Origin of the sequence: Actinoalloteichus hoggarensis (assembly GCF_002234535.1) — a bacterium.
Taxonomy (GTDB): Bacteria; Actinomycetota; Actinomycetes; order Mycobacteriales; family Pseudonocardiaceae; genus Actinoalloteichus_A; species Actinoalloteichus_A hoggarensis.
This window is the reverse complement of sequence record NZ_CP022521.1, coordinates 5440001-5465306: the sequence shown is the minus strand read 5'-3', so window position 1 is coordinate 5465306 and position 25306 is coordinate 5440001. Positions and strand designations below refer to the sequence as shown.

Annotated in this window: 17 protein-coding genes and 1 pseudogene (1 of these 18 only partly in view); 15 read left to right on the top strand and 3 right to left on the bottom strand. The window is 72.3% G+C overall.

Features of this window, described 5'->3' with window-relative positions:
• Positions 1-100 precede the first annotated feature (100 nt).
• From AHOG_RS23300 to AHOG_RS23265, 8 genes are all read left to right on the top strand, one after another.
• Complete coding sequence (locus AHOG_RS23300; RefSeq protein ID WP_093943245.1) at positions 101-367, top strand: hypothetical protein; 267 nt, start codon at positions 101-103, stop codon at positions 365-367.
• Between the two features lie 6 nt (positions 368-373).
• Positions 374-847 carry a hypothetical protein gene (locus AHOG_RS23295; RefSeq protein WP_093943244.1) on the top strand — a complete coding sequence of 158 codons (474 nt, stop codon included), beginning with the start codon at positions 374-376 and terminating at the stop codon, positions 845-847.
• 151 nt (positions 848-998) lie between these two features.
• Positions 999-3830: an ATP-binding protein gene (locus tag AHOG_RS23290; RefSeq protein WP_245857074.1), complete on the top strand. Its 2832-nt coding sequence runs from the start codon at positions 999-1001 to the stop codon at positions 3828-3830.
• Positions 3827-5827: a hypothetical protein gene (locus tag AHOG_RS23285; protein WP_245856407.1), complete on the top strand. Its 2001-nt coding sequence runs from the start codon at positions 3827-3829 to the stop codon at positions 5825-5827. The genes AHOG_RS23290 and AHOG_RS23285 overlap by 4 nt, the downstream gene beginning before the upstream one ends.
• Before the next feature lie 86 nt (positions 5828-5913).
• Positions 5914-6564: a hypothetical protein gene (locus tag AHOG_RS23280; RefSeq protein ID WP_093943242.1), complete on the top strand. Its 651-nt coding sequence runs from the start codon at positions 5914-5916 to the stop codon at positions 6562-6564.
• Positions 6564-7553, top strand: a complete 990-nt coding sequence (locus AHOG_RS23275; protein ID WP_093943241.1) for a C40 family peptidase — start codon at positions 6564-6566, stop codon at positions 7551-7553. The genes AHOG_RS23280 and AHOG_RS23275 overlap by 1 nt, the downstream gene beginning before the upstream one ends.
• A 25-nt stretch (positions 7554-7578) precedes the next feature.
• Positions 7579-8025, top strand: a complete 447-nt coding sequence (locus AHOG_RS23270; RefSeq protein ID WP_093943240.1) for a hypothetical protein — start codon at positions 7579-7581, stop codon at positions 8023-8025.
• Between the two features lie 640 nt (positions 8026-8665).
• Entirely contained in the window at positions 8666-8869 is a 204-nt protein-coding gene (locus AHOG_RS23265; RefSeq protein ID WP_093943239.1) for a hypothetical protein, read from the top strand.
• A gap of 235 nt (positions 8870-9104) precedes the next feature.
• Here the strand turns inward: AHOG_RS23265 and AHOG_RS29625 are convergent, their stop codons facing one another.
• Positions 9105-10952, bottom strand: coding sequence for a M48 family metalloprotease (locus AHOG_RS29625; protein ID WP_245856406.1), 1848 nt, complete (start codon positions 10950-10952; stop codon positions 9105-9107).
• Between the two features lie 67 nt (positions 10953-11019).
• On the opposite strand from AHOG_RS29625, the pseudogene AHOG_RS23255 reads away from it, so the two are divergent.
• The 3 genes and pseudogenes from AHOG_RS23255 to AHOG_RS23245 form a co-directional block, all read left to right on the top strand.
• Positions 11020-12498 (top strand): annotated as a pseudogene (locus AHOG_RS23255) (RNB domain-containing ribonuclease); the annotation flags it as partial.
• Between the two features lie 263 nt (positions 12499-12761).
• On the top strand, positions 12762-13610 hold the full coding sequence (locus AHOG_RS23250; protein WP_093943237.1) for a helical backbone metal receptor: 849 nt from the start codon (positions 12762-12764) through the stop codon (positions 13608-13610).
• Between the two features lie 42 nt (positions 13611-13652).
• Positions 13653-14633: a glutathione S-transferase family protein gene (locus AHOG_RS23245; RefSeq protein WP_093943236.1), complete on the top strand. Its 981-nt coding sequence runs from the start codon at positions 13653-13655 to the stop codon at positions 14631-14633.
• Positions 14634-15064: 431 nt separating this feature from the next.
• On the opposite strand, the gene panB is transcribed toward AHOG_RS23245, so the two are convergent.
• Positions 15065-15928: a 3-methyl-2-oxobutanoate hydroxymethyltransferase gene (panB, locus tag AHOG_RS23240; RefSeq protein ID WP_093943235.1), complete on the bottom strand. Its 864-nt coding sequence runs from the start codon at positions 15926-15928 to the stop codon at positions 15065-15067.
• 361 nt (positions 15929-16289) lie between these two features.
• Between panB and AHOG_RS23235 the strand changes: the two genes are divergently transcribed.
• On the top strand, positions 16290-16808 hold the full coding sequence (locus AHOG_RS23235; RefSeq protein ID WP_093943234.1) for a DinB family protein: 519 nt from the start codon (positions 16290-16292) through the stop codon (positions 16806-16808).
• Positions 16809-17146: 338 nt separating this feature from the next.
• Here the strand turns inward: AHOG_RS23235 and AHOG_RS23230 are convergent, their stop codons facing one another.
• Complete coding sequence (locus tag AHOG_RS23230; protein ID WP_093943233.1) at positions 17147-18904, bottom strand: NAD+ synthase; 1758 nt, start codon at positions 18902-18904, stop codon at positions 17147-17149.
• 80 nt (positions 18905-18984) lie between these two features.
• Between AHOG_RS23230 and AHOG_RS23225 the strand changes: the two genes are divergently transcribed.
• The 3 genes from AHOG_RS23225 to AHOG_RS23215 all read left to right on the top strand — a co-directional run.
• Positions 18985-20574, top strand: a complete 1590-nt coding sequence (locus tag AHOG_RS23225) for an alpha/beta hydrolase (protein ID WP_245856405.1) — start codon at positions 18985-18987, stop codon at positions 20572-20574.
• An 88-nt stretch (positions 20575-20662) separates the two neighbouring features.
• A complete protein-coding gene (gene glnA, locus AHOG_RS23220) occupies positions 20663-22006 on the top strand; it encodes a type I glutamate--ammonia ligase (protein WP_093943232.1) in 1344 nt (447 codons plus the stop codon).
• Between the two features lie 101 nt (positions 22007-22107).
• Positions 22108-25306, top strand: partial view of an FkbM family methyltransferase gene (locus AHOG_RS23215; RefSeq protein WP_093943231.1) — the 5' portion only. The gene runs 731 nt beyond the window's last position; only the first 3199 of its 3930 coding nucleotides appear in the window; its start codon is at positions 22108-22110; its stop codon lies off the right edge, out of view.

Below are 25306 nucleotides of genomic sequence, written 5' to 3'. Positions count from 1 at the left end.
CACCGTGCCCGCCGGGCATGCTGTACTCGAAGGTGCCCCACGGGGCCGTGGCATCCTGCTTCGGCCCGATGACCACGCTCCTCATCCTCGGGAGTAAGCGATGATCGCGACGGCTGTGTACACCCTGGCGCAGGAAGACGCCCTCGGCACCGGGGGCATCCAGAACTGGATGCTCGACAACGTCCTGCCCCTGCTCCTGCTCACCGTGGCGATCCTGCTGCTCTGGCTCGGCGCGGGCCGGGGCGACAACGCCGGTGTGATGCGCCGGGTCGGCGGCATCTTCATCGCCCTGGCGGTGATCGGGTTGGCCGTGACGGGCGGCGGCATCAACATCGGCACCTGGCTCGCCAGCCTGTTCGGCGGGTGATCGGGCGTGCGAATCCGCACCGATGACGAGGTCTATCGGGTCGACGCCGTCTGGCTGGGCCCGCCCAAGGCGACCTTCCCGTGGCGGGCTCGTTACGTCGCCTGGGGCGTCGGGGTCCTGGTGCTGCTCGTCGTGCTCACGATCGAACGGCAGATGGGCATCGGCTTCGACTTCTTCTCCACCGCATGGGCGGTCGTCATCACCGTCGCCCTCACCACCTTCATCTGCTCGCGGATCAGCCACGAGCGGCCGTTCGCCTCGGTGCTGGCCATGTGGGTGCGCGAGCTGACCGCGCCACGACAGACCAGCTCGCCCCGAGGCGGCGCCGTGAGCGCCGACCGCATCCGAGTGCATTCCCAGCGACCTCGCCCGAGGCGCTCCGGCCGATCCGGCAGGCGACCCGGGGGCCGAGGCCCGTCCCGCGGCTCCGCTCGCAAGAAGAACAAGGAGGTGCGCCGTGTCCGGGCGCCGAGGCGATAGGGAGCCGGAGTCCCGGAAACGCTCCCGAGGCAGCAAGTCCGGACGGGCCTCCGCCGCATCGCGGCGTTACACCGAGCCCTATGCGAACGAGCCTCGTGGCGGCAAGGCGGCCAAGAAGCGCCGTGATCGCAGGCTTCCCGGCGAGCAGTCGATCCCCGCGTACACCCCGTCGATCCTGGCGCGCAGCATCGACGGACACCTGCTGCGCACCAGCCAGGACGTCTACGCCTGGTACCGGCTGGCGCCGCAGCGCTGGTCGTTCCGCTCCGACGCCCAGCGACAGGACCTGATCCACGCCATCGCAGGCCAGTACGCCGAGTTGCAGGGCCGCTGGCTGCACCTGCGGGCCACCACCCGGCCGTATCCGATTCGGATGTGGGCCGAGGCGCACGTGCACAACGCGGTGCGCAGGCTGCCCGACACCCAGGGCGCGATGACCTTCGACGACTACATGGTCGGCGAGCAGCAGCAGCTCATGGGCCGGTCGATGGCGGAGAAGGAGGTCTATCTCGGCGTCCAGGTCCAGACCCGCAACGTGATGGACCGGGCGGTGGAACGCGCGGCCCCCCTGTTGCGCCGGATCTTCCCCGAGGCCGTCGACGCCGAGCTCCTCGCCCTCGACAGCGAGATCGAGCACCTCGATCAGGTGATGGGATCGGCGGGCCTGGAGGGCAGGCCGGTCACCGCCGACGAGATGTCCTGGTTGATGCACCGGTCCTGTTCGCTCGGGCTGCCCTCGCCGCGCAACATGCCCGCGGTGCCGTCGGACACCTGGGAGCCGGAGGACCTCGCCTCCTTCACCGACGCGGCCGATCTCCACCAGGACCCGTACGCCCCGACGGTCACCGTTCGTGGCCGCACCGGCTCCAACGCGGGCATGACCCGGCACGTCGCGGTCCTGACCGTCGGCATGATGCACGGCCTGCGCATTCCCGAGGTCGACGACCCGTGGATGCAGCGTGCCGACCGGCTGCCCGCCCCCGTGGAGTGGTCGGCGCGCATCTACGTGCGCAGACCCGAGGAGGTCGCGGGCGAGCTGCAACGCCAGATGAACAAGGTGCGGTCCCAGGTGCGGCACTACACCGACGAACACGAGCTGGAGCCGCCGCAGTCGCTGTCCCGACAGGCCGCCAGGGTCCTGGAGATCGACGATGAGATGACCACCGGCTTCACCGCGCTCGCGACCCGCGTGCGGTCGTGGTGGCGGCTGGCCGTGGCGGGCTCCACCGAGCGGGAGGCACTGCGCCTGGCCCAGCAGATGCTGGAGCTGTACAAGCCGAAGGTCGCCATCGAGCACCCCGAGGCCCAGTACGGCCTGGCCCGGGAGTTCATCCCGGGGGAGCCGCTGGCCTCGGCCGCCTATCAGCGACGGGGCTCGGTCGTCTGGGCGGCGTCCTCGGTGCCCGCCGCGACCGCCGACGTCGGCGACCGGCGTGGCATCCTCCTCGGCGAGACCTGCACCGCCACGCGGCGACCGGTGGCCTGGGACCCGTGGATGGCCCAGGAGGTCCGCGACGCCTCCGGACTCACGGCGATGGTCGCGGGCCTCGGCGGCGGGAAGTCGTTCCTGGGCGGCGGCATCGTCTACAAGACGCTGCGGGCCGGGGCGAACTGGACGCTGCTGGACCCGTCCGGCCCGCTGGCCGCGTTGTGCGAGCTGCCGGAGCTGCGGCCCTACGCGCGGCCGATCAATCTGCTCAACGCCGAACCGGGCATTCTCAACCCGTATCGGGTGGTGGCGGAGCCGCAGCTCGAACACTTCGTCGACGAGGACGATCCGGAGCGGGCCTGGCGGCGTGAGCGTGCCCTGTCGGCGGCCACCCGGCGACGGCTGGTGCTGGACGTCCTCACCGGACTGCTGCCTTACGAGGTCTCCCGGCTGGCCCAGACCCGCATCGTCCTGCTGCGGGCGGTCCGCACGGTCGGCGGCCGACCGGACGCTCATCCCGGACTCGTGTTCGAGGCGCTGCGCCGGGACGCCAGCGAGCACCGCGAACACGCCGTGGTCGTGGCCGACTTCCTCGACGAGCTTCGCGAACGCATGTCGCTGCTCATCCCCGAGGACGACGCCGATCCGTACTCGCACCAGCGCGACGACCGGCTCACGGTGCTCACGATGGCGGGCCTGACCATGCCCAAGGACGGCATCGGGCGGGAGCACTGGACCGATGCCGAGTCGCTGGGCGTGGAGCTGCTCAACCTCGCGGCCTGGCTGACCCAGCGGTCCATCTACGAGCGGCCCAAGGACGAGCGCAAGGGCGTCTGGATCGACGAGGCCTTCTTCCTCTCCGAGGTGCCCACCGGCCGTGTCCTGATGAACCGGTTCGCCCGTGACTCTCGGAAGTGGAACGTCCGAGTCCTGCTGTCCAGTCAGGTGCCCGGCGACTTCCTCAAGATGCAGGGCTTCGTGTCGCTGCTGGACTCGGTGTTCATCGGCAGGCTCGACGACGAGGACGCACAGGCGGACGCGCTGCGGCTGCTCAAGGTCCCGGTCGGCGCGGGCTACGAGCAGGTCGTGTCCAGCCTCGGGCGCAGGCCCGCGGGGCACCGCAACGCGACCGAGCGCGACATGGCGCCCCGGCAGTTCATCTTCGGCGACGGCGCGGGCGGGGTGGAACGCATCCGCATCGACTTCTCCGGTCCGCATCTGGGGCACCTGCGTTCGGCGCTGGACACCACGCCCACCGGGTCGGCCGAGGCGCGGCCCGCCGTGCGCGGCGGTGTGCCCAGGGAACGGCCGCACGATCGGGCCGAGGGGCGCGACGAGGTCGCCCTCGACCCGATCCTGGACGCCGATCTCGACGTCGGGGAGATCGACGCCCTCGATCTCGACCCTCACGAGATCGACGCGAGGGACGTCGAGCCCGGCCGGGTCGGTTCCAGGGAGGTCGGTTCCAGGGAGCTGGACGAGGTCGGCGTGAACGGCATGGCGCGCGGCGGAGCGGACCGCAGCCGTGACACGGGCAGGGACGACTCGGCATGATCACGACGCTGCTGCTGTTCGGGGTCCTGCTGCTTCTGGTGGCGGGACTGCGGGCGCTGCGGCGACGTGCCGCCCGACGACGGGCCGAGGCGGGTCGGATCCGCCCGGTCGGCCGGGCGCGTCGTCGCGCGCTGACCGTGGTGATCGCGGTGCTGGGCGCTCAGATCATCCTCGGTGCACCCGCCAACGCGCAGAACGACGGGTGTCGGGTGGCGCCGAACCCCGAGCGACCCGGCGCGGGCATGGTCGGCGCCTTCGACCCCGCGCCGATGGGCACCGGTCAGCCGGGCAGCGTCTACGACGAGGTCGGCTACGCGGGGCTGGTGTGGCACACCTATGACCTCGGCTGCGGGCCGGAGGGCATCCGCAACCCGAACGCCCTGATCGACACCTGGGCGGGCAACCAGCTGTTCAACATCGGCAAGAACCTCGTCAGCGCCACCAACGGGCTGCACTACGCGCTGCTCGACGGCGACCTGATGGGGCCGCTGGACGAGCTGATCACCACCGGGACCAACGCCCTCTACGACACCGTCTACACGCCGCTGTTCGGCATTCTGGCGGTCGTCCTGGGCATTCTGATGTTCCGACAGATCTGGCGGGGCGATCTCGCCGGGATCAGCAGACGAGGCATGTGGGCGCTGGCGGCGATCTGGCTCGCCGCGGCCACCTACCTGACGCCGTTGATCTACACGAACCTGCTCGACGACATCCTCATCACCGGGACCTCCGCCGTGCAGGCGGGCTTCCTGGAGGAGGTCGACGTCGACGAGCGCAACGCGCTGCCCGAACTGCTGCACGAACGGGTCGTCTACGACAACTGGCTGCGTGGCGAGTTCGGCGCCACCGACGCGCCGCAGGCCGAGGAGCTGGGCCGCGATCTGGTGCGCGCGCAGGCCTGGACGAAGGAGGAGGTCGCGGAGGGTCTCGACGCCGAGGCCCCCGACGAGAAGCAGGCGGCGTTCCACGCCATCGCCGATCAGATGGGCAGCTCCTACGGCTATTTCCAGGGCGTCGACGGCAGCCGGATGGGTGCGGGCTTCCTCGCGATGATCCAGGGCTTCGCCTATGCGTTGTTCCAGCTCCTCGCCAAGGCCGCGATCCTGCTGGCCCAGGTGTTGCTGCGGGTGCTGATCCTGGCGGGGCCGATCATCGGCCTGATCGCGATGATCCAGCACGAGGTGCTGCGGCGCGTGGGGCGTGCGGTGGGTGCCGCGCTGCTCAACGTCGTCGTGGTCTCGGCGTTGGCCGGCGTGCACACCCTGATCCTGACCTGGCTGTTCAACTCGGCCAGCGGGCTCTCCCTGCTCGCGCAGATGCTGCTGGCCATCCTGATCACCGTCGTGCTGTTCATGATCGTCAAGCCCTTCCGGCGGATGTGGCAGATGGTCGAGCTGTCGGCGGGCGCGGTCGGCGGCAGCCTGCCCAAGGGACCGCCGGGACTCTTCCGCAAGCGCGGCGAGAAGCAGCGCACCCCGCAGGACGAGTTCTGGGACCAGGTGCGCGAGTCCGACTCGGACGACTCGGCCACGCCGACCAGGGGTGGGCAGCGCAGCAGGCCGGAGGCGGCGAACCCGGCCACGGTCACCGCCGAGCGGCTGGACCGGACCACCGTGGCGGCGCACGCGAGCCTCGACTCGTCCTCGGCGGAGGCGCTGCCCGCCGCGCGGTCCGACGGGGCTCCCGCGCTCCCGCCGGGTGCAGGCGGCTCCCCGCCGCGTGCCTCGGCCGCCGACCGCGCGACGGCGGGCGGGATGCCGCCCCGCTCCAGCCGGGTGGTGGACACCTCGCCGGTCAGCGGCGGATGGGACCGCCGCGAGGACGACGCCGTCGTGCTGCCCTCGCGGATGGCGGCCGAGCCGGGCCTGCCCGGCGGCCGCGGCCCCGCCGCGTCGCCCCGGCGGGCGGAGATGGAGGTCGTCCAGGGCAGGCCGGTGTTCGTGGTGTACCGGCCGTCTCGTGGTCTGGAGGTTCGAGAAGGCGGCGATGCCCGGTGAGGTCTCGTGGGATGAGTCGGCGTCATGGGATGAGTCGGCGCCGTCGGGTGTGTCGGCGCCGTCCGGCGAGTCAGTGAGGAGCGACCGTGCCGATCCGCACCAACCGAGGCAGGGCCGCGGTGTATCGCAGGCTCTGGGGGTGGCCGATGCGCTCGCCCCGACACCTGATCTTCGCCGTCGTCCTGCTGGCCCTGCTGGTCACGGGGATGGGCGTTCTGCTGCCCGAGCAGCAGGACGCCGAGTCGGGGGCGACGGTCGATCCGACGTCGACGGCGCAGGGCGGCGACGGCGACGGCGACGCGACGGATGCCGACCTCGGCGACCCCCGTCCCGGCTCCGGTGATCCGACCGCACCCTCCACCACCGCCTGGGAGGACGCCGCCCCGCCGTCGATCGAGTTGACCGAGTCCGGGCTGCCGCTCCCACCCGAGGAGGAGGGCATCGACGTGGCCCGCGAGTGGGGCGCCGCCTGGCTGAGCCACGAGGAGACGTCCGACACCGAGGAGTGGCTGGCCCGGCTGGCCCCCTTCACGACGGAGGAGCGGCTGGCCGTGATGAGTTCCGTCGACCCGAGGAACATCCCCTTCGACGAGATCACCGGCGAGCCCGAGCTGTCGGATTCCGACGACTCGACCTTGATCGTCCTGCTGCCGACCGACACCCAGCCGTTGGAGCTGACCCTGATCGTCCGAGAGGGAGAGTGGCGAGTGTCGGCCTACGACCAGGTGAGTGCCTGATGCGCAAACTGATGCTCTTCGGATTCCTCGCGGCGGCGGGCTTCGTCGCCTTCCTCGTCTACGGCGGCGTCAGCACGGTCGTGAGCAGCGGGACCGCCTACGCGGGCACCTACAGCTACTGCGTGCCGCAACACGGCCTGTGGGGCGGGGAGGACGCCGGTCTCGGGGAGCGCGACGCCGCCACGCTCGACGACGAGTCGCTGGACATCACCGCGCAGATCATCGGCATCGGCAAGGAGCGCGACGAGTCGCCTCGGGCGTGGCAGATCGCCATCCAGGCGGGCAAGACCGAGTCCAATCTGCACAACCTGGACTACGGCGACCGGGACTCGCTCGGCATCTTCCAGATGCGGCCGTCGATGGGCTGGGGGACGCCGGAACAGCTCCAGGACCCGGTCTATCAGATCAACAAGTTCTACGACGTCCTGCTCACCGTGCCCGGCTGGGAGGAGATGCGGCCGGGCGACGCGGCCCAGGCCGTGGAGCGGTCGGCGTTCCCCGACCGCTACCACCGCTGGGAGGCGATGGCGGTCTTCCTCATCGCCGAGCTCGGCGGCGTCACCGACATCGACGACTGTCGGGACCTTCCGCCCGCCGACGAGCGCGCCGCGCTGGCCATCGACTTCGCCCTGGCCCAGATCGGCAAGCCCTACGTCTGGGGAGCGACCGGACCGGGCACGTTCGACTGCTCCGGGCTGACCCTGCGGGCCTGGGAGGCGGCGGGCGTCACGATTCCTCGAGTATCTCAGGACCAGTTCCTCGGCGCGGGGATGCCGGTGCCTCTTGACGAGGCGCTGCCAGGTGATTTGATCTTCTGGGGGGCCGGACGCAGTCCGCGAGCGGTCGACCACGTGGCGTTGTACCTGGGCAACAACGAGGTAGTGCATGCCCCTCAACCCGGTGACGTGGTCAAACGAGCGCCGCTCTGGGACGGCGGCAAGTTGATTCCGACTGCCATCCGCCCCGGGCCCGCCACTCAGTTGACCTGACGGACAGCACGACCCGAGGAGGAGCATGTTCTCGCCAGAGCCGATCCCCAGACACGCAGGTCCTCCCGCGTCGAGTTCCCCACTGCGCGACTATCTGTCGGGCGCGCAGGCTCATGGCGGGGCGGGCGTGGACTCGGCGTACGCGGTGCTGCCTCGCACCCTGGTGGAGTCGATGCCGCTTCCCTGGCAGCAGCAGCTCGTTCACCTGCTCGCGGAGTTCCATCAGGCACACGGTCATCTGCCGTGGCCGGTGTACCGGGTGGTGCCCTCGCGCAGCGAGCGACTGATCGATCTCGACGAGGAGCAGCTGGCCGAGGTCGGCTGCCTGGTGGAGATCGACACGAAGGGGGAGCTGGTCTACCGGGAGCGCAACGGAAGACGGATCGACGACCCCGAGGACCGGACCGTCCTGGTGTCCTGTCTGGACCCGCTCGTGCGACAGCCCGCGGCGAAGGCCCACGGCTCCACCTGAGACCGGACCCGGCCTGTCCGGCGGTGTCACCGGCCATCGGCTCGGTTGGTTGACGGCGCCTCGGGACGGGCCGGGCTCGTCCGGTCTCGACCGGTCCGGGCGGGCGGGTGGTCTCCGAGCCTCTCCCGCGGCGGTCTCGCGGTCGATCGTGTCCCGGACTGCTCTCCTCGCCCCTTCCCCGGTCCGGACACCGCCTCCCTCTCTCGGCCTCTTCGCCCCGGCTCGGCTCGTTCGAGCCGGCTCGCCCTGCCCTTCTCGGCTCGGGGGACCGACCGTGGATCGGCATCTCGGGTCGCTCGGGCCTGCGGCCCCGGCAGCCACGGGCCGTCGACTCCGAAGAGCGGAGGCGTCTGGCGGCCGTCGACGAGGAGACGGCTTCCGCACGGGATCGTCGACGCACCGGGGGCTCGCGACAGGGGTTGGCGACGGAGGGCTCGCACCGGTGGCCGTGCCGAGATGGCCGTGCCCGTACGGTCTCGGCCGACGGGCGTTCCGTCCGAACCATTCCGCCGCCCGCCGCCCGCCGCCCGCCGCAGGCGGCGGAGCCCACACCGACGAGGTCGGACCTGGCGGCGATGTCGGGTGCGACTCGGATGTCATCGCGGATGACAGGGGAACCGGAACGTGCCAGGCTCGGCGGGTGGTCGATCCCGCAGCCTGGTACTACTGCTTGAAACACGGCGAGGTCGAGCGCGGTTCGGGATGTCGTTCCCTGGACCGGCTCGGCCCCTATCCCGACGCCGATACGGCCGCGAACGCGCTGGCCATCGCCCGAGCCCGGACCGAGGCCGCCGACGAACAGGACAAGGCCTGGCGTGAGGAGGACGACGAGGACGAGGACTGACCGTCCGCGTCGCGCCGGCTCCACATCACGCAGGCGAGGCGCCACACCGGGCCCGCCCAGCGGCCCCCGTCCCGTGGCGCCTCCCCACCGCATAGGCCCCACACCAGGTCAGGGACCCGACGCCCGGATCCTGGACGACACGGTCGGGCGGGTCCAGCGAGCCGACGGCCGTACCGCGCCGGGGAAACGGGCGCCGCAGCGCGGCCTGCGCGTCGTCGCGTCGTCGGCGAAGCGGTCAGCGACCGAGGTACTCCTCCAGCTTCCTGATGCGTCGACTGTGCGAGGGATGTGAGGCGAAGAGCCGGGCACGCAGGCCGGGCGGGGTGCGGTTGGCGGCGTGGCCGTCGCGCATCCACTGGGTCAGCACCTCGATCAACGCGGGGCCGTAGCCGAGTCGCGCGGCCATCCGGTCGGCACGGATCTCGCTCAGCCGGCTCGCGGCGGCGAGCAGCACCGAGGCCACCGGGACCAGCAACAGGATGGGGCTCAGGTAGATCGCGAAGGCAAGGCCCGCGACGAGCGCGATCAAGGCGAGCGCCATCCCCACCGCGCTGCCCGTGCGGGTGATCGCGTTGCCGATCGCACCGACCAGTCGCGCGATCCCCACCGTCAACGCCAGGAACAGCCGGATCGGGATCGAATACCAGCCGTGCAGCCGCAGGATCAGCGAATGGCCACCGAGATGATGGCCGAGTTCGTGCGCCAACACGGCGGCGAGGGTGTGCGCGGGCAGCCGCAACGCGCCCTTGGTGACGATGACGATCCGCCCGCCCGCCGCGGCGGCGTTCAGCTCCGGGACGTCCTGAACCCACAGCTGGAAGCGACGCGGATCGGCCACCACGTCGTCCAACACCGAATCCCAGATCGGCTCCAGCACGCGGCGCTCGCCCTCGGTCGGCGGCCGGGAGTTCAAGGAGATCCTGGCCAGGAGGCTCTCACAACCAGGCAGGAAGATCACCGACGCCGAGAGCAGCCATGACACCGGAACCAGCCAGGTCAACGGTGCCCACACGTGATCACCGAGCAGCGCGCCGACGACGAGTAGCAGGCCGAGACTGCTCAGGGTCCACGGCAGACTCAGCAGCGCGCCGAGCCAGGCGCTCACGTCGACGCGGCTGCGCGGGACCGAGGCGTCGCCCGCGGTCGGCAGCGACGGCGGCAGCGGGCGCCGCGGGCCGGTCGCGCGGGGCCGACCCGCCCGCGGCGGTTCGGCCGATCCGGTGTCGTCGCGGCGCCGGGTCGCGCGGTCGGCGGGTATCTCGAACACCCCCCGATCCGGCCGATCGTCGCCGAGTGCCTCGTCCGTGTCGTGATGCCCCGGCCGTCGGGTCCGGTCCGGTGCGGCTCGCTCGGCGTGGCCGTCCCCCAGGGTGACGACGTCGGCGGGCAGGGCGTCGGCCTCGAACGTCCGCCTGCGCGGTTCCCCGGTCGCGTCCGGGGCCGCCGTTGCGGGACCCGTGGTCGGGCCCTCCCGTACGGCGCCGGCGTGGCGTGGTCGGGGGGCCGACTCGTCCTGTGCCGGACGCGGTGTGTCCGCCGGGACGATCCGCGCGGTGGCGGCAGCCGGGGCTGCTGAGGCAGCCGGGGACGTGGTGGCGGGCGTGGCGGTCCGCCCGGTTCCGGCCTCCCACCGCTCCGGCGTGGCGACGGTGGTCGCCGAGGCGGCGGCCTCGGTTGCCGGGGGGACGTCGGCGGTGGCAGGCGGCATGCTCCGGCGCGGCGGATCGGCGATCACGACGTCGGCCGTCGGACCGACGGCCTCGGTCTCGGTCGTCGCGGTCGCGGTGCGTGTGACGTGGGCACTCGCGGTCGGGCGACTGCTCGCGGCCGCTGTGTCGGGACTCAGGGCCGCCGTCGAGGTACGTGGATCGGCGTCACCCTTATCGGGGTCGGAGTGCGCCGCGCCGGCACGACCGCCCCCTTCCGCGATATCGGGAAGCGAGTCGTCGGGATGGGCGGCGGCGGGGAAGAGGTCTGCGTCGGGGCCGGCCGAGACGGGGCGCGGGCCGGCCTGGTCGGGGCCGACCGAGTCGGGAGTCGGGGCGGCGGAGTCGTCGGGCGGCGGACCGAGGGGGGTGTGCACCGGAGGCTCCTCGTGGCTGCGGGATGGCCGTTGCGTGATCAACCGTGACTGACGGTGACACCCCTCGATGATTCCATCACCGTGCGAAGTCAGGGAAGAACCTGGTGTGTTCGGCGGCGGATTCCCAGTAGGGTCGAGGACCGTGCCCGCCAGGACGAGCCGCAGCACAGCCGCAGGCCTGGACTTCAGCCAGGTGCGTGCCGAGTTCGACCTGCCTTCGGAGTTCCCGCCCGGAGTGCTCGTCGAAGCCGAGCAGGCGGCAGGTCGAGACCTGGCGCCCGGTCCGCGCCGTGACGCCACCGACCTTCCGCTGGCCTCCATCGATCCGGCCGGCGCCAAGGACCTCGATCAGATCATGTACCTCGAGCGGCGCCGACGTGGTTATCGCGTGCATTACGCGATCGCCGACCTGGGCGCCGTCGTCGTGCCCGGCGGCCTCCTCGACGCCGAGGTCCGCAGGCGCGGCCAGACGCTCTACCTGCCGGACGGCGTGATCCCGCTGCACCCGCCGGTGCTGTCGGAGGACGCCGCCAGCCTGCTGCCGGACCGCGTCCGACCCGCCGTGCTGTGGACGATGGACCTCGACGCCGACGGGGAGGTGGAGTCGGCGTCGGTCTGCCGTGCCCTGGTGCGCTCGGTGGCGTGTCTGGACTTCGACACCGTGGCCGACTCGTTGGCGGCGGGCACGCCGCACCCGTCGATCGCGCTGCTCCCCGAGCTGGGCAGGCTCCGTCGGGCCCTCGCGCAGCGGCGCGGCGCCATCGAGTTGGAGCTGCCCGACCAGCAGGTCGTCCCCGACGGGGCGGGCGGCTGGCGGCCCGCCATCCGGCGGCGGTCCGAGATCGACGACTGGAACGCCGAGATCTCCCTGCTCACGGGCATGGTCGCCGCCGAGATCATGGTGGACGCGGGGGTCGGCGTCCTCCGGACGCTGCCCGAACCGGAGGCCGCGGCCGTGGAGCGGCTGCGGGCCGACGCACGGGCGCTGGGGGTGCCGTGGCCGCCGGACGTCCAGCCCGCTCGACTGCTCGCAGGCCTCGATCCGGTCAGGCCCGAGTCCATGGCGTTGTTCATGGACGCGACCCGGTTGCTGCGCGGCGCGGGCTACACCGCCTTCGACGCGGGTGCGCCCGCACAGAACGGCCATGCGGGCATCGGCGCCCCTTATGCCCACGTGACCGCGCCGCTGCGGCGCCTGGTGGACCGGTTCGGCACCGAGATCTGTCTCGCGGCGCAGGCGGGCGTCGAGCCCGCCGAGTGGGTCCTGGCCGCGCTGCCGAGGCTGCCGTCGCTGATGGGAGCCTCCGATCAGCTCGCGGGCCGCGTGGAACGGGCCTGCGTGAGTCAGAGTGAGGCCTGGGCGCTGGCCCCTCGCGTCGGCGAGGAGTTCGAGGCGACGGTGGTGCGCTCCGGAGACAACGGCAGCGAGCTCTTCATCACGGACCCGCCCGTGCTGGCTCGGCACGCCGTCGGTCTGCCGCTGGGCGGGCGGCTACGGGTGCGGCTGACCTCGGCCGATCCGATCACTCGCCGAGTGCGCCTCGAACCGATGCCGACAGATTCGATGCCGGTCGATCCCGCACCGACGGACCCGACGCCGGTCGACGACGAGCGGGGGACGGACGGAGACCGGCCGCCGGGCGCCGGGCCGGCCGAGGGCGTGGCGGGCGAGACGGACTCGCGCGGGACATACGGCCTGGGCGTGGTGGGCACGGCCGTCGGCGCGGCGGGCGGCGGCGCGCGCCCCGTGGAACGGGTCCCCGGTTCCGGCGCGTCGGGCGACGTCCGCCTGAGCGAGAGCGCCGAGTCGTGATCCGCCGGGACGATCTCGGCGCCGCCGTCCCGGTGCCCCGGCCGCCGAGGCGGGTGGTCTCGCTGGTCCCGTCGCTCACCGAGACGGTGGCCTCCGTCGCGCCGGGCGCCCTGATCGGCGCCACCGACTACTGCGTGCATCCGCCCGATCTGGACGTGGTCCGGGTGGGCGGTTCGAAGTACCCGGTGGTGGCCGAGGTGCGGCGGCTGGCTCCGGACCTGGTCCTGGCCAACGGCGAGGAGAGCAGGCCGCAGGACGTCGCGGAGCTGCGGGCCCACGGCATCCCGGTGTGGGTCACGGCGGCTCCGGCGACCGTGCCCGAGGCGCTCGGCTCGCTGCGGCGACTGCTTCGCGAGGTGTTCGACGTCGCTCCGCCCGCCTGGTGGCGAACGGCGGCCTCGAACTGGGCCCGGCTGCCCTCGGTCCGCGCCAGGGCGGTGATCCCGGTGTGGCGCAGGCCGTGGGTCGTCCTCGGCCCGGACACGTTCGCCGGCGACGTGCTGCGCAGACTGGGCGTGGCCAACGCCTGTGAGGGCGACCCGTCGGAGGGCGCTCCCGCCGACGGTGATCGGTACCCGAGGCCGTCGCTCGACGAGCTGCGGGGTCTCTTCCGGGACGGTGCGGCCGACCTGGTGGTGCTGCCCGACGAGCCCTACGCCTTTCACGCCTCGGACGGCCCGGAGGCCTTCCCCGGCATGCCCGCGGCCCTGATCTCGGGCCGACACCTCACCTGGCACGGCCCGTCGCTCGCCGAGGCCGCCGCCGTGCTGCGCGCGGCCCTCGACCCGGTGCTCGACCGGATCGCCGACGCGGGCGACGCCGCTCGGTCCGCGTCCGCGGAGTGAGACGATCCGCGCGAACCGACGCACCGGCCTAGGCTGACAGGCATGTCTGGTGCGCAGTTCGGGGCGGAGACCTCGGCGGGCGGCGAGTTCGTCCGACAGGCGAACCGCTTCACCGATCGCATCACCGAGTCAGGCTCCTCGGGCCGCGTCGTGGAGCCGGGCCGCTATCGACTGGTGGTGTCGAAGGCCTGCCCGTGGGCGCATCGATCGATCATCGTGCACCGACTCCTCGGCCTGGCCGACGTGCTGTCCGTCGGCGTCGTCGACCCGATCCGGGACGAACGGGGCTGGCGCTTCACCCTCGATCCCGGCGGCCGCGATCCGGTGCTGGGCATCGAGTACCTCGCCGAGGCCTACCGCGCCCGCGACCCCGAGTTCACCGGCCGGGTCACCGTGCCCAGCGTGGTGGACGTCAGGACCGGGGAGGTCGTGACCAACGACTACCCGCGGATCTCGCTGGACCTCTCGACCGAATGGGCCGCGTTCCACCGTCCCGGCGCCCCGGACCTGTACCCGACGGCGGCTCGGGCGGAGATCGACGAGGTGGTCGAGCCGATCTTCCGCAAGGTCAACAACGGCGTCTACCGAGCGGGCTTCGCCACCTCGCAGGAGGCCTACGACGAGGCGTTCGCCGATCTCTTCGGCGAGCTGGATCGACTGTCGGACCGACTGGCCGGGCGCCGATATCTGGTGGGCGAGTCCATCACCGAGGCGGACATCCGACTGTTCACCACCCTGGTCCGCTTCGACGCCGTCTACCACGGTCACTTCAAGTGCAATCGCGACAAGCTCACCGAGCTGCCGGTGCTGTGGGACTACGCCCGAGACCTGTTCCAGACGCCGGGCTTCGGCGACACGGTGGACTTCGACCACATCAAGCGGCACTACTACCAGACGCACGACCGGATCAACCCCACCCGCATCGTCCCGGCGGGACCTGATCTCGCGGGCTGGCACTCACCCCACGGCCGGGAGACGCTCGGCGGCAGTCCCTTCGGCGACGGCACCCCGCCGCCCGCCTGAGGCCGCAGAGCGGCGGATCGGCCCGTCTCGGGGCCGCCGCGCGTCCCTCGGCGCGGCCGGGACGGGTCGAGGCTCGCCGAGGATCCACGAATCGGCGACCGGGCGGCTCGCCGGCCGTGGTCGGCCCCGGCCAGGTCGGTTCTGGTCTGGTTCTGGTCGGTCACAGCGCCGGCCGAGCCCGGTTCCGGTCGGTCCCGATCCTGACCGAGCCGTGTCCTGGCCGAGCCGTGTCCGGTCCGACTCCGGCCCTGACCGACCCCGCCCGGCCGAGCGGAGGCACGGCGGGTGGAGCCGCCAGCCGAGGCCGACCGCTCCACCGTCGCCGCACGTCTCGCCTCAGGGGCCGACCCATCGTGGGTCCGGAAGCACGGCCGGACGCGGGACGTCGAGATGCCCGGCGCCGTCTGGCAGCCCGGCCCGCGCCGAGCCGGTCAGTGGAAGGAGTGCTCCTCGGCCGGGAACGCCCCGCCGCGTACCTCGGCGGCGAACTCGCGCGCCGCCTGGGACAGCACGCCCGCGACGTCGGCATAGCGCTTCACGAAACGAGGCGAACGCCCTTGGTTGAGGCCGGCCATGTCCTGCCAGACGAGCACCTGCGCATCGCAGTCCGGGCCCGCGCCGATGCCGACGGTGGGGATCGAGAGCTCGGCCGTCACGCGCTTCGCGGCCTCGGCGGGCACCATCTCCAGCACGACGGCGAAGGCGCCGGCCGCCTCCAACGCCACTGCGTCGGCCACGAGCGCGTCGGCGCCCGCGCCCCGTCCCTGCACCCGATATCCGCCCAGGCCGTGTTCGCTCTGCGGGGTGAAGCCGATGTGGCCCATCACCGGGATGCCCGCCGAGGTCAGCGCCTCGACCTGCGGGGCGAATCGCCTGCCGCCCTCCAGCTTGACCGCGTGGGCGCGGCCCTCCTTCATCATCCGGACGGACGTGGCCAGCGCCTGTTCCGGGGACGCCTGGTAGCTGCCGAAGGGCAGGTCCGCGACGACCAGCGCCCGGTTCGCCGAGCGGGTGACCGCCCGGACGAGCGGCAGGAGCTCGTCGACGCTCACCGGAAGGGAGCTCTCGTATCCGTACACGTTGTTGGCCGCCGAATCGCCGACCAGCAGCACGGGAATGCCCGCCTCGTCGAAGATCTTCGCGGTGTACATGTCGTAGGCGGTGAGCATCGGCCAGGCCTCGCCGCGCTCCTTCATCTCCCGCAGATGATGTACCCGTACTCGCCGGGTCGGCCTGGGGGCGCCTGCACCGCCGCCATACGGCGCGGGCTGCTCGTCCTCACGAACCTCGGGCATCGTCGACCGTCCTCCCTCAAGGCCTGCGCGCAGGTCCCTGGGTCATCGTGAATGGTCCTGACATCGAGCGTGTCACGAACGAGGCACCGGGGCAGCCGGGTGGGATCGGCTTCACAACCTCGAACGCCCACCTCGCCGAGCGCAGGCCCGAGGCAGCCGGGCCGCCTGCTCGCCGCCGGTGCCGCCGATGCGATGCGGGAACGAACGAGCCGGCACGGTGCCGGGGACACGGACGGCGGCGACGAGACCGGGTGGCTTCGGTCGGCCGTCCTTCGGGGAGCGACGACGTTCGGCGGCCCCGCCGCTTCGACCGGAGGAAAAGCGGATGCCTTCGCCGCCGATGACCCAACACAATGCCCTGATGACCGTAGACAGGCGTGAACCGCCGGATCAGGGCAGCGAACTCGACATACTCACCGGATTCCTCGACTTCCACCGGCAGACCTTGGCGATGAAATGCGCCGATCTCACCCCGCGCCAGCTCGCCACCCGCTCCGTCGAACCGTCGTCACTGTCCCTGTTGGGGCTGGTGCGGCACCTCGCCGAGGTGGAGCGGAACTGGTTCCGCTCCACCCTCATGGGTGAGGAGGCCGCACCGCTGTACTACAGCGACGACGATCCGGACGGCGACTTCGACGCCGTCGATCCCGCGACGGTCACGCAGGCCGACGTCGACCAGACCTTCGCCACCTGGCGCGCCGAGACGGCCTACGGCGACGCCCGCATCGCCGAGGCCGAGTCGCTCGAGGTCCTCGCGCTGGGCGGCCGGACGAAGCGATCGCTGCGGTGGATACTCGTCCACCTGGTCGAGGAGTACAGCAGGCATAACGGCCACGCCGACCTGCTGCGCGAGCGCATCGACGGCCGCACCGGCGAATAGGGCGGACGGTGCGGGGCGGGCGTGAGCGCCCGTCGAGGGCGGCCGGGTGACGTGCCTGCTGGTTGACGTGCCTGGCTGGGTGGTTGTGCTGACGGATGACGTGGCATCGGCGGCCGGGGGAGCCTGTCGGTGCTCGCCGAGGCGACCCCGTCCTCCGCCCGGCCGCCCGTGTCCGTCAGCTCGGGAACCCGCCCTCGTCGTACCCCGGCGAGGGCGGCGTCGCCGAGGGCGCCCGGCCGGAGCAGACCGGCGGTCGATCACGGCAACCCGCGCAGGAGCCCGCACCGGCCCCGCCAGGCCTTCACCAACCCCGCGCCGGCCTCAGCGGTGCCCCGCCGTCAGGCCCGCTCCTGCTCCGGCGTCGGCTTGTGCTCGCGCCACCGGTTGGTGATGGGCAGCCGCCGGTCCCGACCGAAGGCGCGCAGGGTGATCTTCGTGCCCGGCGGATACTGTCGCCGCTTGTACTCGGCGGCGTCCACCATCCGCACGATCCGCTCCACCAGCGCCGCGTCGAAGCCCGCCGCCACCAGGTCCGCGTAGCCCTGATCGCCCTCCACATAGGCGTCCAGCACGGCGTCGAGCATCGGATAGTCGGGCAGGCTGTCGGAGTCCATCTGATCGGGGCGCAGCTCGGCGGACGGCGGCTTGGTGATGGAGTTCGGCGGGATGGGCAGTGTCTCGCCACGTCGTCGCGCCTCGGCGTTGCGCCACTCGGCCAGTCGCCAGACGAAGGTCTTGGGCACGTCCTTGATCGGCGCGAAGCCGCCCACCGCGTCGCCGTAGATCGTCGAGTAGCCCACCGCCAGCTCGGTCTTGTTGCCGGTGGCCAGCACCAGGTGACCCTCCTGGTTGGACAGGCCCATCAGGGTCACCGCGCGGCAGCGAGCCTGGACGTTCTCCTCGGCCAGCCCGGACAGGCCCAGCTGATCCACGAACACCCGGACCATGTCCACGATCGGCTCGACCCGGTAGTGCAGGCCGGTGCGCTCCGCCAGATCGGCGGCGTCGGACTTCGAGTGCTCGGAGGAGTAGGACGAGGGCATCGAGACCCCGTGTACCCGGTCGGCCCCGACGGCGTCGACGCACAGCGCCGCCACCACCGCCGAGTCGATGCCGCCGGACAGGCCCAGCGAGACCGTCCGGAAGCCGTTCTTGGCCACGTAGTCCCGCAGCCCGGTGACCAGCGCCGCCCACACCTCCGCCTCCTCCGACAGCGGCGGCGGCGCGACGGGCCGGGCCTCGGGCGCGTCCGCCGCCATCGGCGGCACCGCCTCGGAGAGCGTGGTCCGCGCGATCTCCGACGTGCCCACGGCGCCGCGTCCCGCCGACCGCGCCGCGTCCCGCGGCGGGAGGTCCAGGTCCACCACCAGGAGGTCCTCGACGAACTGCGGCGAGCGGGCGAGCTGGACGCCGTCGCCGTCGACGATCATCGAGTCGCCGTCGAACACCAGCTCGTCCTGGGCGCCGACGAGGTTCACGTACGCCATCGGCGCGCCCAGCTCCCTGGCCCGCCTGGCCACCAGCTCACCACGCGTGTCGTCCTTGGCCCGCTCGTAGGGCGACCCGTTCAGGCACAGCACGAGATCGACTCCCGCCGCCGCCAGCTCCGACGTCGGCCCCTCCTCGCGCCAGATGTCCTCGCAGATCACCACGCCGACATCCACGCCGCCGAACCGCACGATCGGCAGCCGCCCGCCCGGCACGAAGTAGCGGAACTCGTCGAAGACCCCGTAGTTGGGCAGATGCTGCTTGGCGTAGCGCTCGACCACCCGACCGTCGTGCACCAGGGCGGCCGCGTTGCGCGGGCCCTTCTCGTCGTGGTCGAGGTACCCGATCACCACGAGCGCCGCACCGCAGCCCGCCGACGCGAGCCGCTCGGCCACGACGTCGATCTCCGCACGGGCCGCCGTCGCGAACGATCGCCGCAGCGCGAGGTCCTCGATCGGATAGCCCGTCAGCACCATCTCCGGGAACACCACCACCTGGGCGCCCGCCTCGACCGCCTGCCGAGCGCGGTCCACGATCTTGGACGAGTTGCCGCGTAGATCGCCGACCGTCGCGTTCACCTGAGCCAGTGCCATCCGGAGCTGCGCCATGCGCACATCTTCGTACGGCGACCCGACGAGATCACAGCAGGTCCGGCCCGAGTCACACCGCACTGGCAGGATTACCCCCCGTGCGACGTCTGAGCCGAGCCTCCCTGACCGCGGCATCCCTGCTGTCCCTGCTGTCCGTCTCCGCGGCCTGCACCGTCTCCGTGGAGGGAGCCGCCGAGCCCGCGATCGCCATCGAGCAGCGGGGCCCGGCGGGCGTGGTCCCGGACGGCCTCGAGGAGCTGTACGGCCAGTCGTTGCGGTGGGGCCCCTGCGACGACTTCGTCCTGGCCGAGGAGGAACGGCCGCTGCTGACCCGGTCCGGCCTGGAATGCGCCCGAGCCGAGGCACCCTTGGACTACGACGACCCCGACGGCGAGCGGATCAGCATCGGCCTGCTCCGCCGACCCGCGTCCGACCCGGAGTCGCGGATCGGATCGCTGCTGGTCAATCCCGGCGGCCCCGGCGGATCGGGTGTCGTGGCCGCCGCCGGCCTGGTGCCGCAGGTGGCGGGCGGCGAACTGGGCAGCCGTTTCGACCTCGTCGGATTCGACCCGCGCGGCGTCGGAACCAGCGAGCCGCAGATCCGCTGTTCGACCGACGAGGAGGCCGACGCCGACCGGTTGATCAGCGAGGTCGACACCTCGCCGGAGGGGGTCGCCGCCGCCGAGGCGCGGCTGGAGGAGTACGTCGCCCGCTGCGTGGAGCGCTCCGGCGAGGAGCTGCTCTCCCACGTCGGCACCGTCGACGCCGTCCGCGACATCGACCTGCTGCGCTCCGCCCTGGGCGACGAGCAGCTGTCCTTCCTCGGCTTCTCCTACGGCACCTCGCTGGGCAGCGCCTACGCGGACGCCTTCCCCGACAACGTCCGGGCGCTCGTGCTGGACGGCGCCGTCGACCCCGACCAGAACGCCGTCGACGAGCTGGTGGCACAGGGCGCGGGCTTCCAACAGGCCTTCGACGCCTTCGCCGAGTGGTGCGCGCCGCGCGAGACCTGCGCGCTCGGCGGCGACCCCGCACAGGCGGTCGCGGTGTTCCGCGGCCTGGTCGAGCCGCTGATCGACGAGCCCGCTCCCACCGAGGACGGCAGGCAGCTGTCCTACGACGACGCCGTCACCGGCGTCATCCAGGCCCTGTACACCCAGGAGCTCTGGGAACTGCTCGACCTGGGCCTGCTGTCGCTGGCGATCGGCGAGGGCGACATGCTGATCTTCATCGCCGACCTCTACCACGGTCGGGACGCCGAGGGGCACTACTCGAACATGACCGACGCCTTCAACGCGATCCGGTGTGCCGACGAGACCGAACGCATGGACCAGGAGACCGCGGAGGAGGCCGAACGGCGCTACCGTGAGGCCGCGCCGTTCCTCGACGACGGCCGCGAGCCCGGCGGCGTGCGCGACGTCTGCTCGTTCTGGCCCGTGCCCGCCACGGCCGACGACCTCGAACTCGACCCGGAGGCGCTGCCCGACACCCTGGTGATCTCCACCACAGGGGATCCGGCCACGCCGTACCAGGCGGGTGTGGACCTCGCCGCGGCCATGGGGGCGAGCCTGTTGACCTACGAGGGCAACCAGCACGGCGTGTTCCTACAGGGCGTCACCTGCGTGGACGACATCGGCATCCGCTACCTCGTCGATCTCGAGGTCCCGGCCGACGACGTCACCTGCTGACCTCGCGGTCGACGCGCGAACCACCATGCACGGCGCGCGACGGCGAGGCGTGCCACGCCCGCCGTCGCCGTTGCCTACGCTGCCGCTCATGGATCGCCAGCAGGAGTTCGTCCTTCGCACGCTCGAAGAGCGGGACATCCGCTTCGTCCGGCTGTGGTTCACCGACGTGCTCGGGTTCCTCAAGTCCGTCGCCGTGCCGCCCGCCGAGCTGGAAGGCGCCTTCGCCGAGGGCATCGGCTTCGACGGCTCCGCGATCGAGGGCTTCGCGCGCGCCTACGAGTCCGACATGGTGGCCAAGCCCGACCCGGCGACATTCCAGGTGCTGCCCTGGGAGACACCGGAGGGCGAACACTACTCGGCGCGCATGTTCTGCGACATCGCGATGCCCGACGGCTCGCCGTGCTGGGCGGATCCCCGGCACGTCCTGCGCCGTACCCTGTCCAAGGCGACCGAGGCGGGCTTCACCTGCTACGTCCATCCGGAGATCGAGTTCTACCTCCTGCGCGACCTGCCCGACGACGGGACCGAGCCCATCCCGGCCGACTCCGGCGGCTACTTCGACCAGGCGAGCCACAACACGGCCCCGCACTTCCGGCGACGCGCCATCGAGACGCTGGAGGCCATGGGGATCTCGGTCGAGTTCAGTCACCACGAGGCGGCGCCGGGCCAGCAGGAGATCGACCTGCGCTACGCCGACGCGCTCACCATGGCCGACAACGTGATGACCTTCCGCTACGTGGTGAAGGAGGTCGCCATCCAGCAGGGCGTCAACGCCTCCTTCATGCCGAAGCCCTTCACCGGTCAGGCGGGCTCCGGGATGCACACCCACGTCAGCCTGTTCGAGGGTGACCGCAACGCCTTCTACGACAGCGAGGACCCCTACGAGCTGTCGGACACCGGCAAGGCCTTCGTCGCCGGGCTGCTGCGGCACGCCAGAGAGATCTCCGCCGTGACCAACCAGTGGGTCAACTCCTACAAGCGGCTGGTCACCGGCGGCGAGGCTCCGAGCGCGGTCTGCTGGGGGCGCTCCAACCGCTCCGCCCTGGTGCGGGTGCCGATGTACTCGCCGGGGAAGGCCTCCTCGCGGCGGGTGGAGATCCGCAGCCCCGACTCCGCCTGCAACCCCTACCTCGCGTACGCGCTGATCATCGCCGCGGGACTCAAGGGCGTGGAGCAGGGTTACGAGCTGCCGCCCGCCGCGGAGGACGACGTCTGGTCGCTGAGCGACCGCGAGCGGCGTGCGGCGGGTTATGCGAGCCTGCCGCAGAACCTGATCGAGGCGCTGGAGGTCATGGAGTCCTCCGAACTGGTCGCCGAGACGCTCGGCGAGCACGTCTTCGACTTCTTCCTGCGCAACAAGCGGGCCGAGTGGGACGCCTACCGCAGTCACGTCACCCCGTACGAGCTGCGCACCCTGATGCCGATGCTGTGACGGTTCTCGGCGGGCCCCGTCGGGATCGACCACCCGGCCGGTGACCTTCTGACGGGATCGAGGGGAGAGGCGGGTCGGGGGAGGCGATAAATTCGGTAACCGTGACGGATGTGCCAGCAGACGGCGAGCGCGCCGCCGACCTCGCCGCTCCAGAGGAGCCTGCCGTTTCCGAGAGCACCACCAGGCCGGACGCGGGTCCGCCGGAGGATGATCTCGAGGAGCGGTGGCCCGAGGAGACGCCGGAGCTCGCCGAGGCCGCCTCGGGGTTCTCCTCGGTCGTCGAGCCGAGGGCAGCGGCTCCCGGAATCGTCCGCAACGGCGACGACGACGGCGCGACCACCTGGGCGATCACGGTGTGCTCCATCGCCATGGCGGGCGAGCTGCCCGCCGCCACGGTGCTCCGCAGATCGCTGAGGACGCAGCATCCCGACACCCGTTTCATCCTGTTGACGGTGGACGGATCGGGTTCCGACACGGGCGCGGGCGGCGACGGCGAGGTGTTGCGGCCCGTCGACATCGGAGTGTCCGACGGCGAGCTGAGCAGGCTGGCCACCGCCTGCACCGGTGAGGAGCTTCGCGCGACACTGCGGCCCCGGCTGCTCGCCCACCTGCTGCGGCTGGGCTACCCCGTCCTGTATCTCGACCCCTGGGTCTACGTGGTCGGCTCACTGCTGGACCGGGTCGTGCCCGCCGTGCACGAGCGGCCGCTGGTACTGGCACCGCGAGTCCTGGAACCGTTGCCTCGGGACGGGCTGCGGCCCGCCGCCGAGGAGCTGGCGGCAGGCGGGACGTTCGACACCGGAATGGTCGCCGTGGCCCCCGGCGCGGAGGGCTTCCTGCACTCCTGGGCGCAGCAGGCCCGCCTCGCCCCCGGCGGAACGGGCTTCCTCGACGGAGCACCGGCTCTGGTCGACCACCGGGTGCTGCGCGACGCCGGGGTCGGGCTGTCGAGCTGGAATGCCGCGCAACGCGAGCTGTGGCGGGACGAGGACGGCCTGCTGATGATCGCCGACGGCACGCCGCTGCGGACCGTCCACTTCGACGGCTTCGACCCGCAGCGCCCGTGGCTGTTGTCCACCAGGGTCAGCGATCGGCCCCGGGTGCTGTTGTCGGAGCATCCTGAACTGGCCGGGCTGTGCGCGGCCTACCTGAGGGAGCTGGCGGAGGCGGGCGAGCGCGGCACGAGGACCGCCTCGCCTCGCTTCGACGTCCTGCCCGACGGCGTGGCCCTCCCGGTGGAGCTGCGCAGGGAGTTTCACGACGGCTGGATGGCCGCCGAACGAACCGGCGCCGAACCGCCGCCGCCCGCGTTCGCGGTGTGCGCCGACGCCGCCGCCCAGGCCCGGGCCTTCCTCCACTGGGCGGCGGGTCCGGCCGACGCCGTGCAACGCCGGGCGGGCGGCAACCGTTGGGTGGCGGCGGTGTGGCGGGGCGACGCGGCGTTGCGCCGAGAGTTCCCCGATCCGTTCGGCATCGACGCGGAGGGCTTCCGTGCCTGGTGCGCGGGCCCCGGCCTCGCCGCTGGCCGGGTGCATCCCGAGACGGTGCCCTCGGTGCCGGAGTTCTCCGGTGTGGAGCTGCTGGACCAGCTCGGCGTCTCCGTCCTCGGCGATCACCCGGTGGCCGACCTGCTGCGCTCGGCGGTGGAGCAGTCCGGGCTGCCGACGGCCGCCGAGCCGAGCTACCCGGTGGTGCTGGACTGCACCGGCCATGCGCTGACGATGCCGGACCGGCATCTCGTGCAGGTGTGCGTGAGCGGTGTCGCGGTCTCACCGCAGGCCGCCGAGCTGTGGGTCCTCTCCGAGACGACGCGGTCCAGGATGCAGCGGGTGGGCCGCCCGGTCCGCGTGGTGCCCCTGCCGGTGCCCGACCCCGGCCTGCTCGACCTGCCCGCGCGCAAGGCCGCCAGGGCACGCCTCGGGCTCGACGACGGCATGGTGTTCGCCGCCTCGATCGACCACGCCGACGAGCGGCGGGACAACGCGCTCGGCCTGGTGGGGACCTTCCTCGCGGCGTTCCCGGACCGCACCGACGTGCGACTGGTCCTGTTGGTCACCGGGGCCGGCGAACACCAGGAGGGCGCCGAGCGGCTGCGGCTGGCGACGGCGGCCGATCGCCGCGTCACCCTGCTGGACGCGAGCAGGGTCTCCGAGGACGAGCTGATCGACGCGGCGGACTGCGTCGTGTCGCTGCATCGCGACGCGGAGCTGGTGACGGGCGGCGACGACATCGCCCTGCGGCTGTTGAGGGCGGTGGCCAGGGGCGTGCCGGTGCTGACCACCGACCACGGTTCGACGGCCGATCTGCTCGGCGCCGACCTCGCCGCCCTGGTGCCGTGCTTCGAAGGCCGGGGCGAGCCGGACATGAGGTCGGCCGCCGAGCTGCTGCGGCGCTTCGCCGACGCCCCCGACGCGGTGGCGGGCCTCGGCTCGGCGGCGCGGGACCATCTGCTGGCGGCTCGCGACGTGCACTGGGCGGCACAGCAGGTGCGCGGGATGGTGGAGGTGGCCTACCGAAGCTGGCGGCAGTCCCGTGCCCAGCAGCGGACGGTCGACGACGATCCGCTGAAGCCGCTCGTCGCCGCCCGGCACGCCCTGCACCGTGCCCCGGAGGTCGACACCCAGGGCAGCAGGATGCTGGCGCCCGCGTTGCAGCGGGCGATGCTCAAGGCCCTCAGCCATTACGACGGGCACCTGCGCGAGGTGATGCGCTCCCTCGTCGACGGTGTCGAGCGCACCGCGGGCGAGCTGCTGCGCAGGCAGGACGAGATCGCGGGCGGCGTCGAACCCGTGGATCTCGACGCCCTGCGAGCCGAGATCGACCGGATCGACCGGCAGCGCGGCCAGCTCGCCGAGCATCTGGTGGGCACCGACGACGCGGTGGTGCGGGCCCGTTCCGACCTCGCGGGCCAGCAACAGCGCCTGCGCGCGGTGGAGGAGGCGACCAGGAGCGAGTCGAGCACTCGGCACCGGCAGGTCGACCTGGTGGTCGAGCGGCTGGACCGGTTGACGGCGGCGCTGGACAAGACCCTGGATCGGATCGACTCGCTGGAGTCGAGGGTCGCCGACGCGCTTCGGGAGCGAGACGGGGATCTGGCGGCGCGCCTCCACGACCTGGAGCGCACCGCCCGCACGGCGGACGCGCTGCGGCGGGTCGTCGTCCGGGAGCACGAGCGTCAGGTGGGCGTGCCGGACGGGCCGCCCAGCTCGCTCGTGCTGTCCGACGCGGGTCTGATCCGGCTGCCCGCAGAGGACGGGATGATGCTCCCGTGGCTGTCGACGCACGGGGTCTGGGAGCCGG

Excerpts from the sequence above, each read along its gene's own strand:
- AHOG_RS23245 (WP_093943236.1), top strand. The coding sequence starts at position 13,653 with ATGTCTGGTGCGCAGTTCGGGGCGGAGACCTCGGCGGGCGGCGAGTTC.
- AHOG_RS23235 (WP_093943234.1), top strand. The coding sequence starts at position 16,290 with ATGACCGTAGACAGGCGTGAACCGCCGGATCAGGGCAGCGAACTCGAC.
- panB (WP_093943235.1), bottom strand. The coding sequence starts at position 15,928 with ATGCCCGAGGTTCGTGAGGACGAGCAGCCCGCGCCGTATGGCGGCGGT.
- AHOG_RS23300 (WP_093943245.1), top strand. The coding sequence starts at position 101 with ATGATCGCGACGGCTGTGTACACCCTGGCGCAGGAAGACGCCCTCGGC.
- AHOG_RS23285 (WP_245856407.1), top strand. The coding sequence starts at position 3,827 with ATGATCACGACGCTGCTGCTGTTCGGGGTCCTGCTGCTTCTGGTGGCG.
- AHOG_RS23275 (WP_093943241.1), top strand. The coding sequence starts at position 6,564 with ATGCGCAAACTGATGCTCTTCGGATTCCTCGCGGCGGCGGGCTTCGTC.
- AHOG_RS23230 (WP_093943233.1), bottom strand. The coding sequence starts at position 18,904 with ATGGCGCAGCTCCGGATGGCACTGGCTCAGGTGAACGCGACGGTCGGC.
- AHOG_RS23270 (WP_093943240.1), top strand. The coding sequence starts at position 7,579 with ATGTTCTCGCCAGAGCCGATCCCCAGACACGCAGGTCCTCCCGCGTCG.
- glnA (WP_093943232.1), top strand. The coding sequence starts at position 20,663 with ATGGATCGCCAGCAGGAGTTCGTCCTTCGCACGCTCGAAGAGCGGGAC.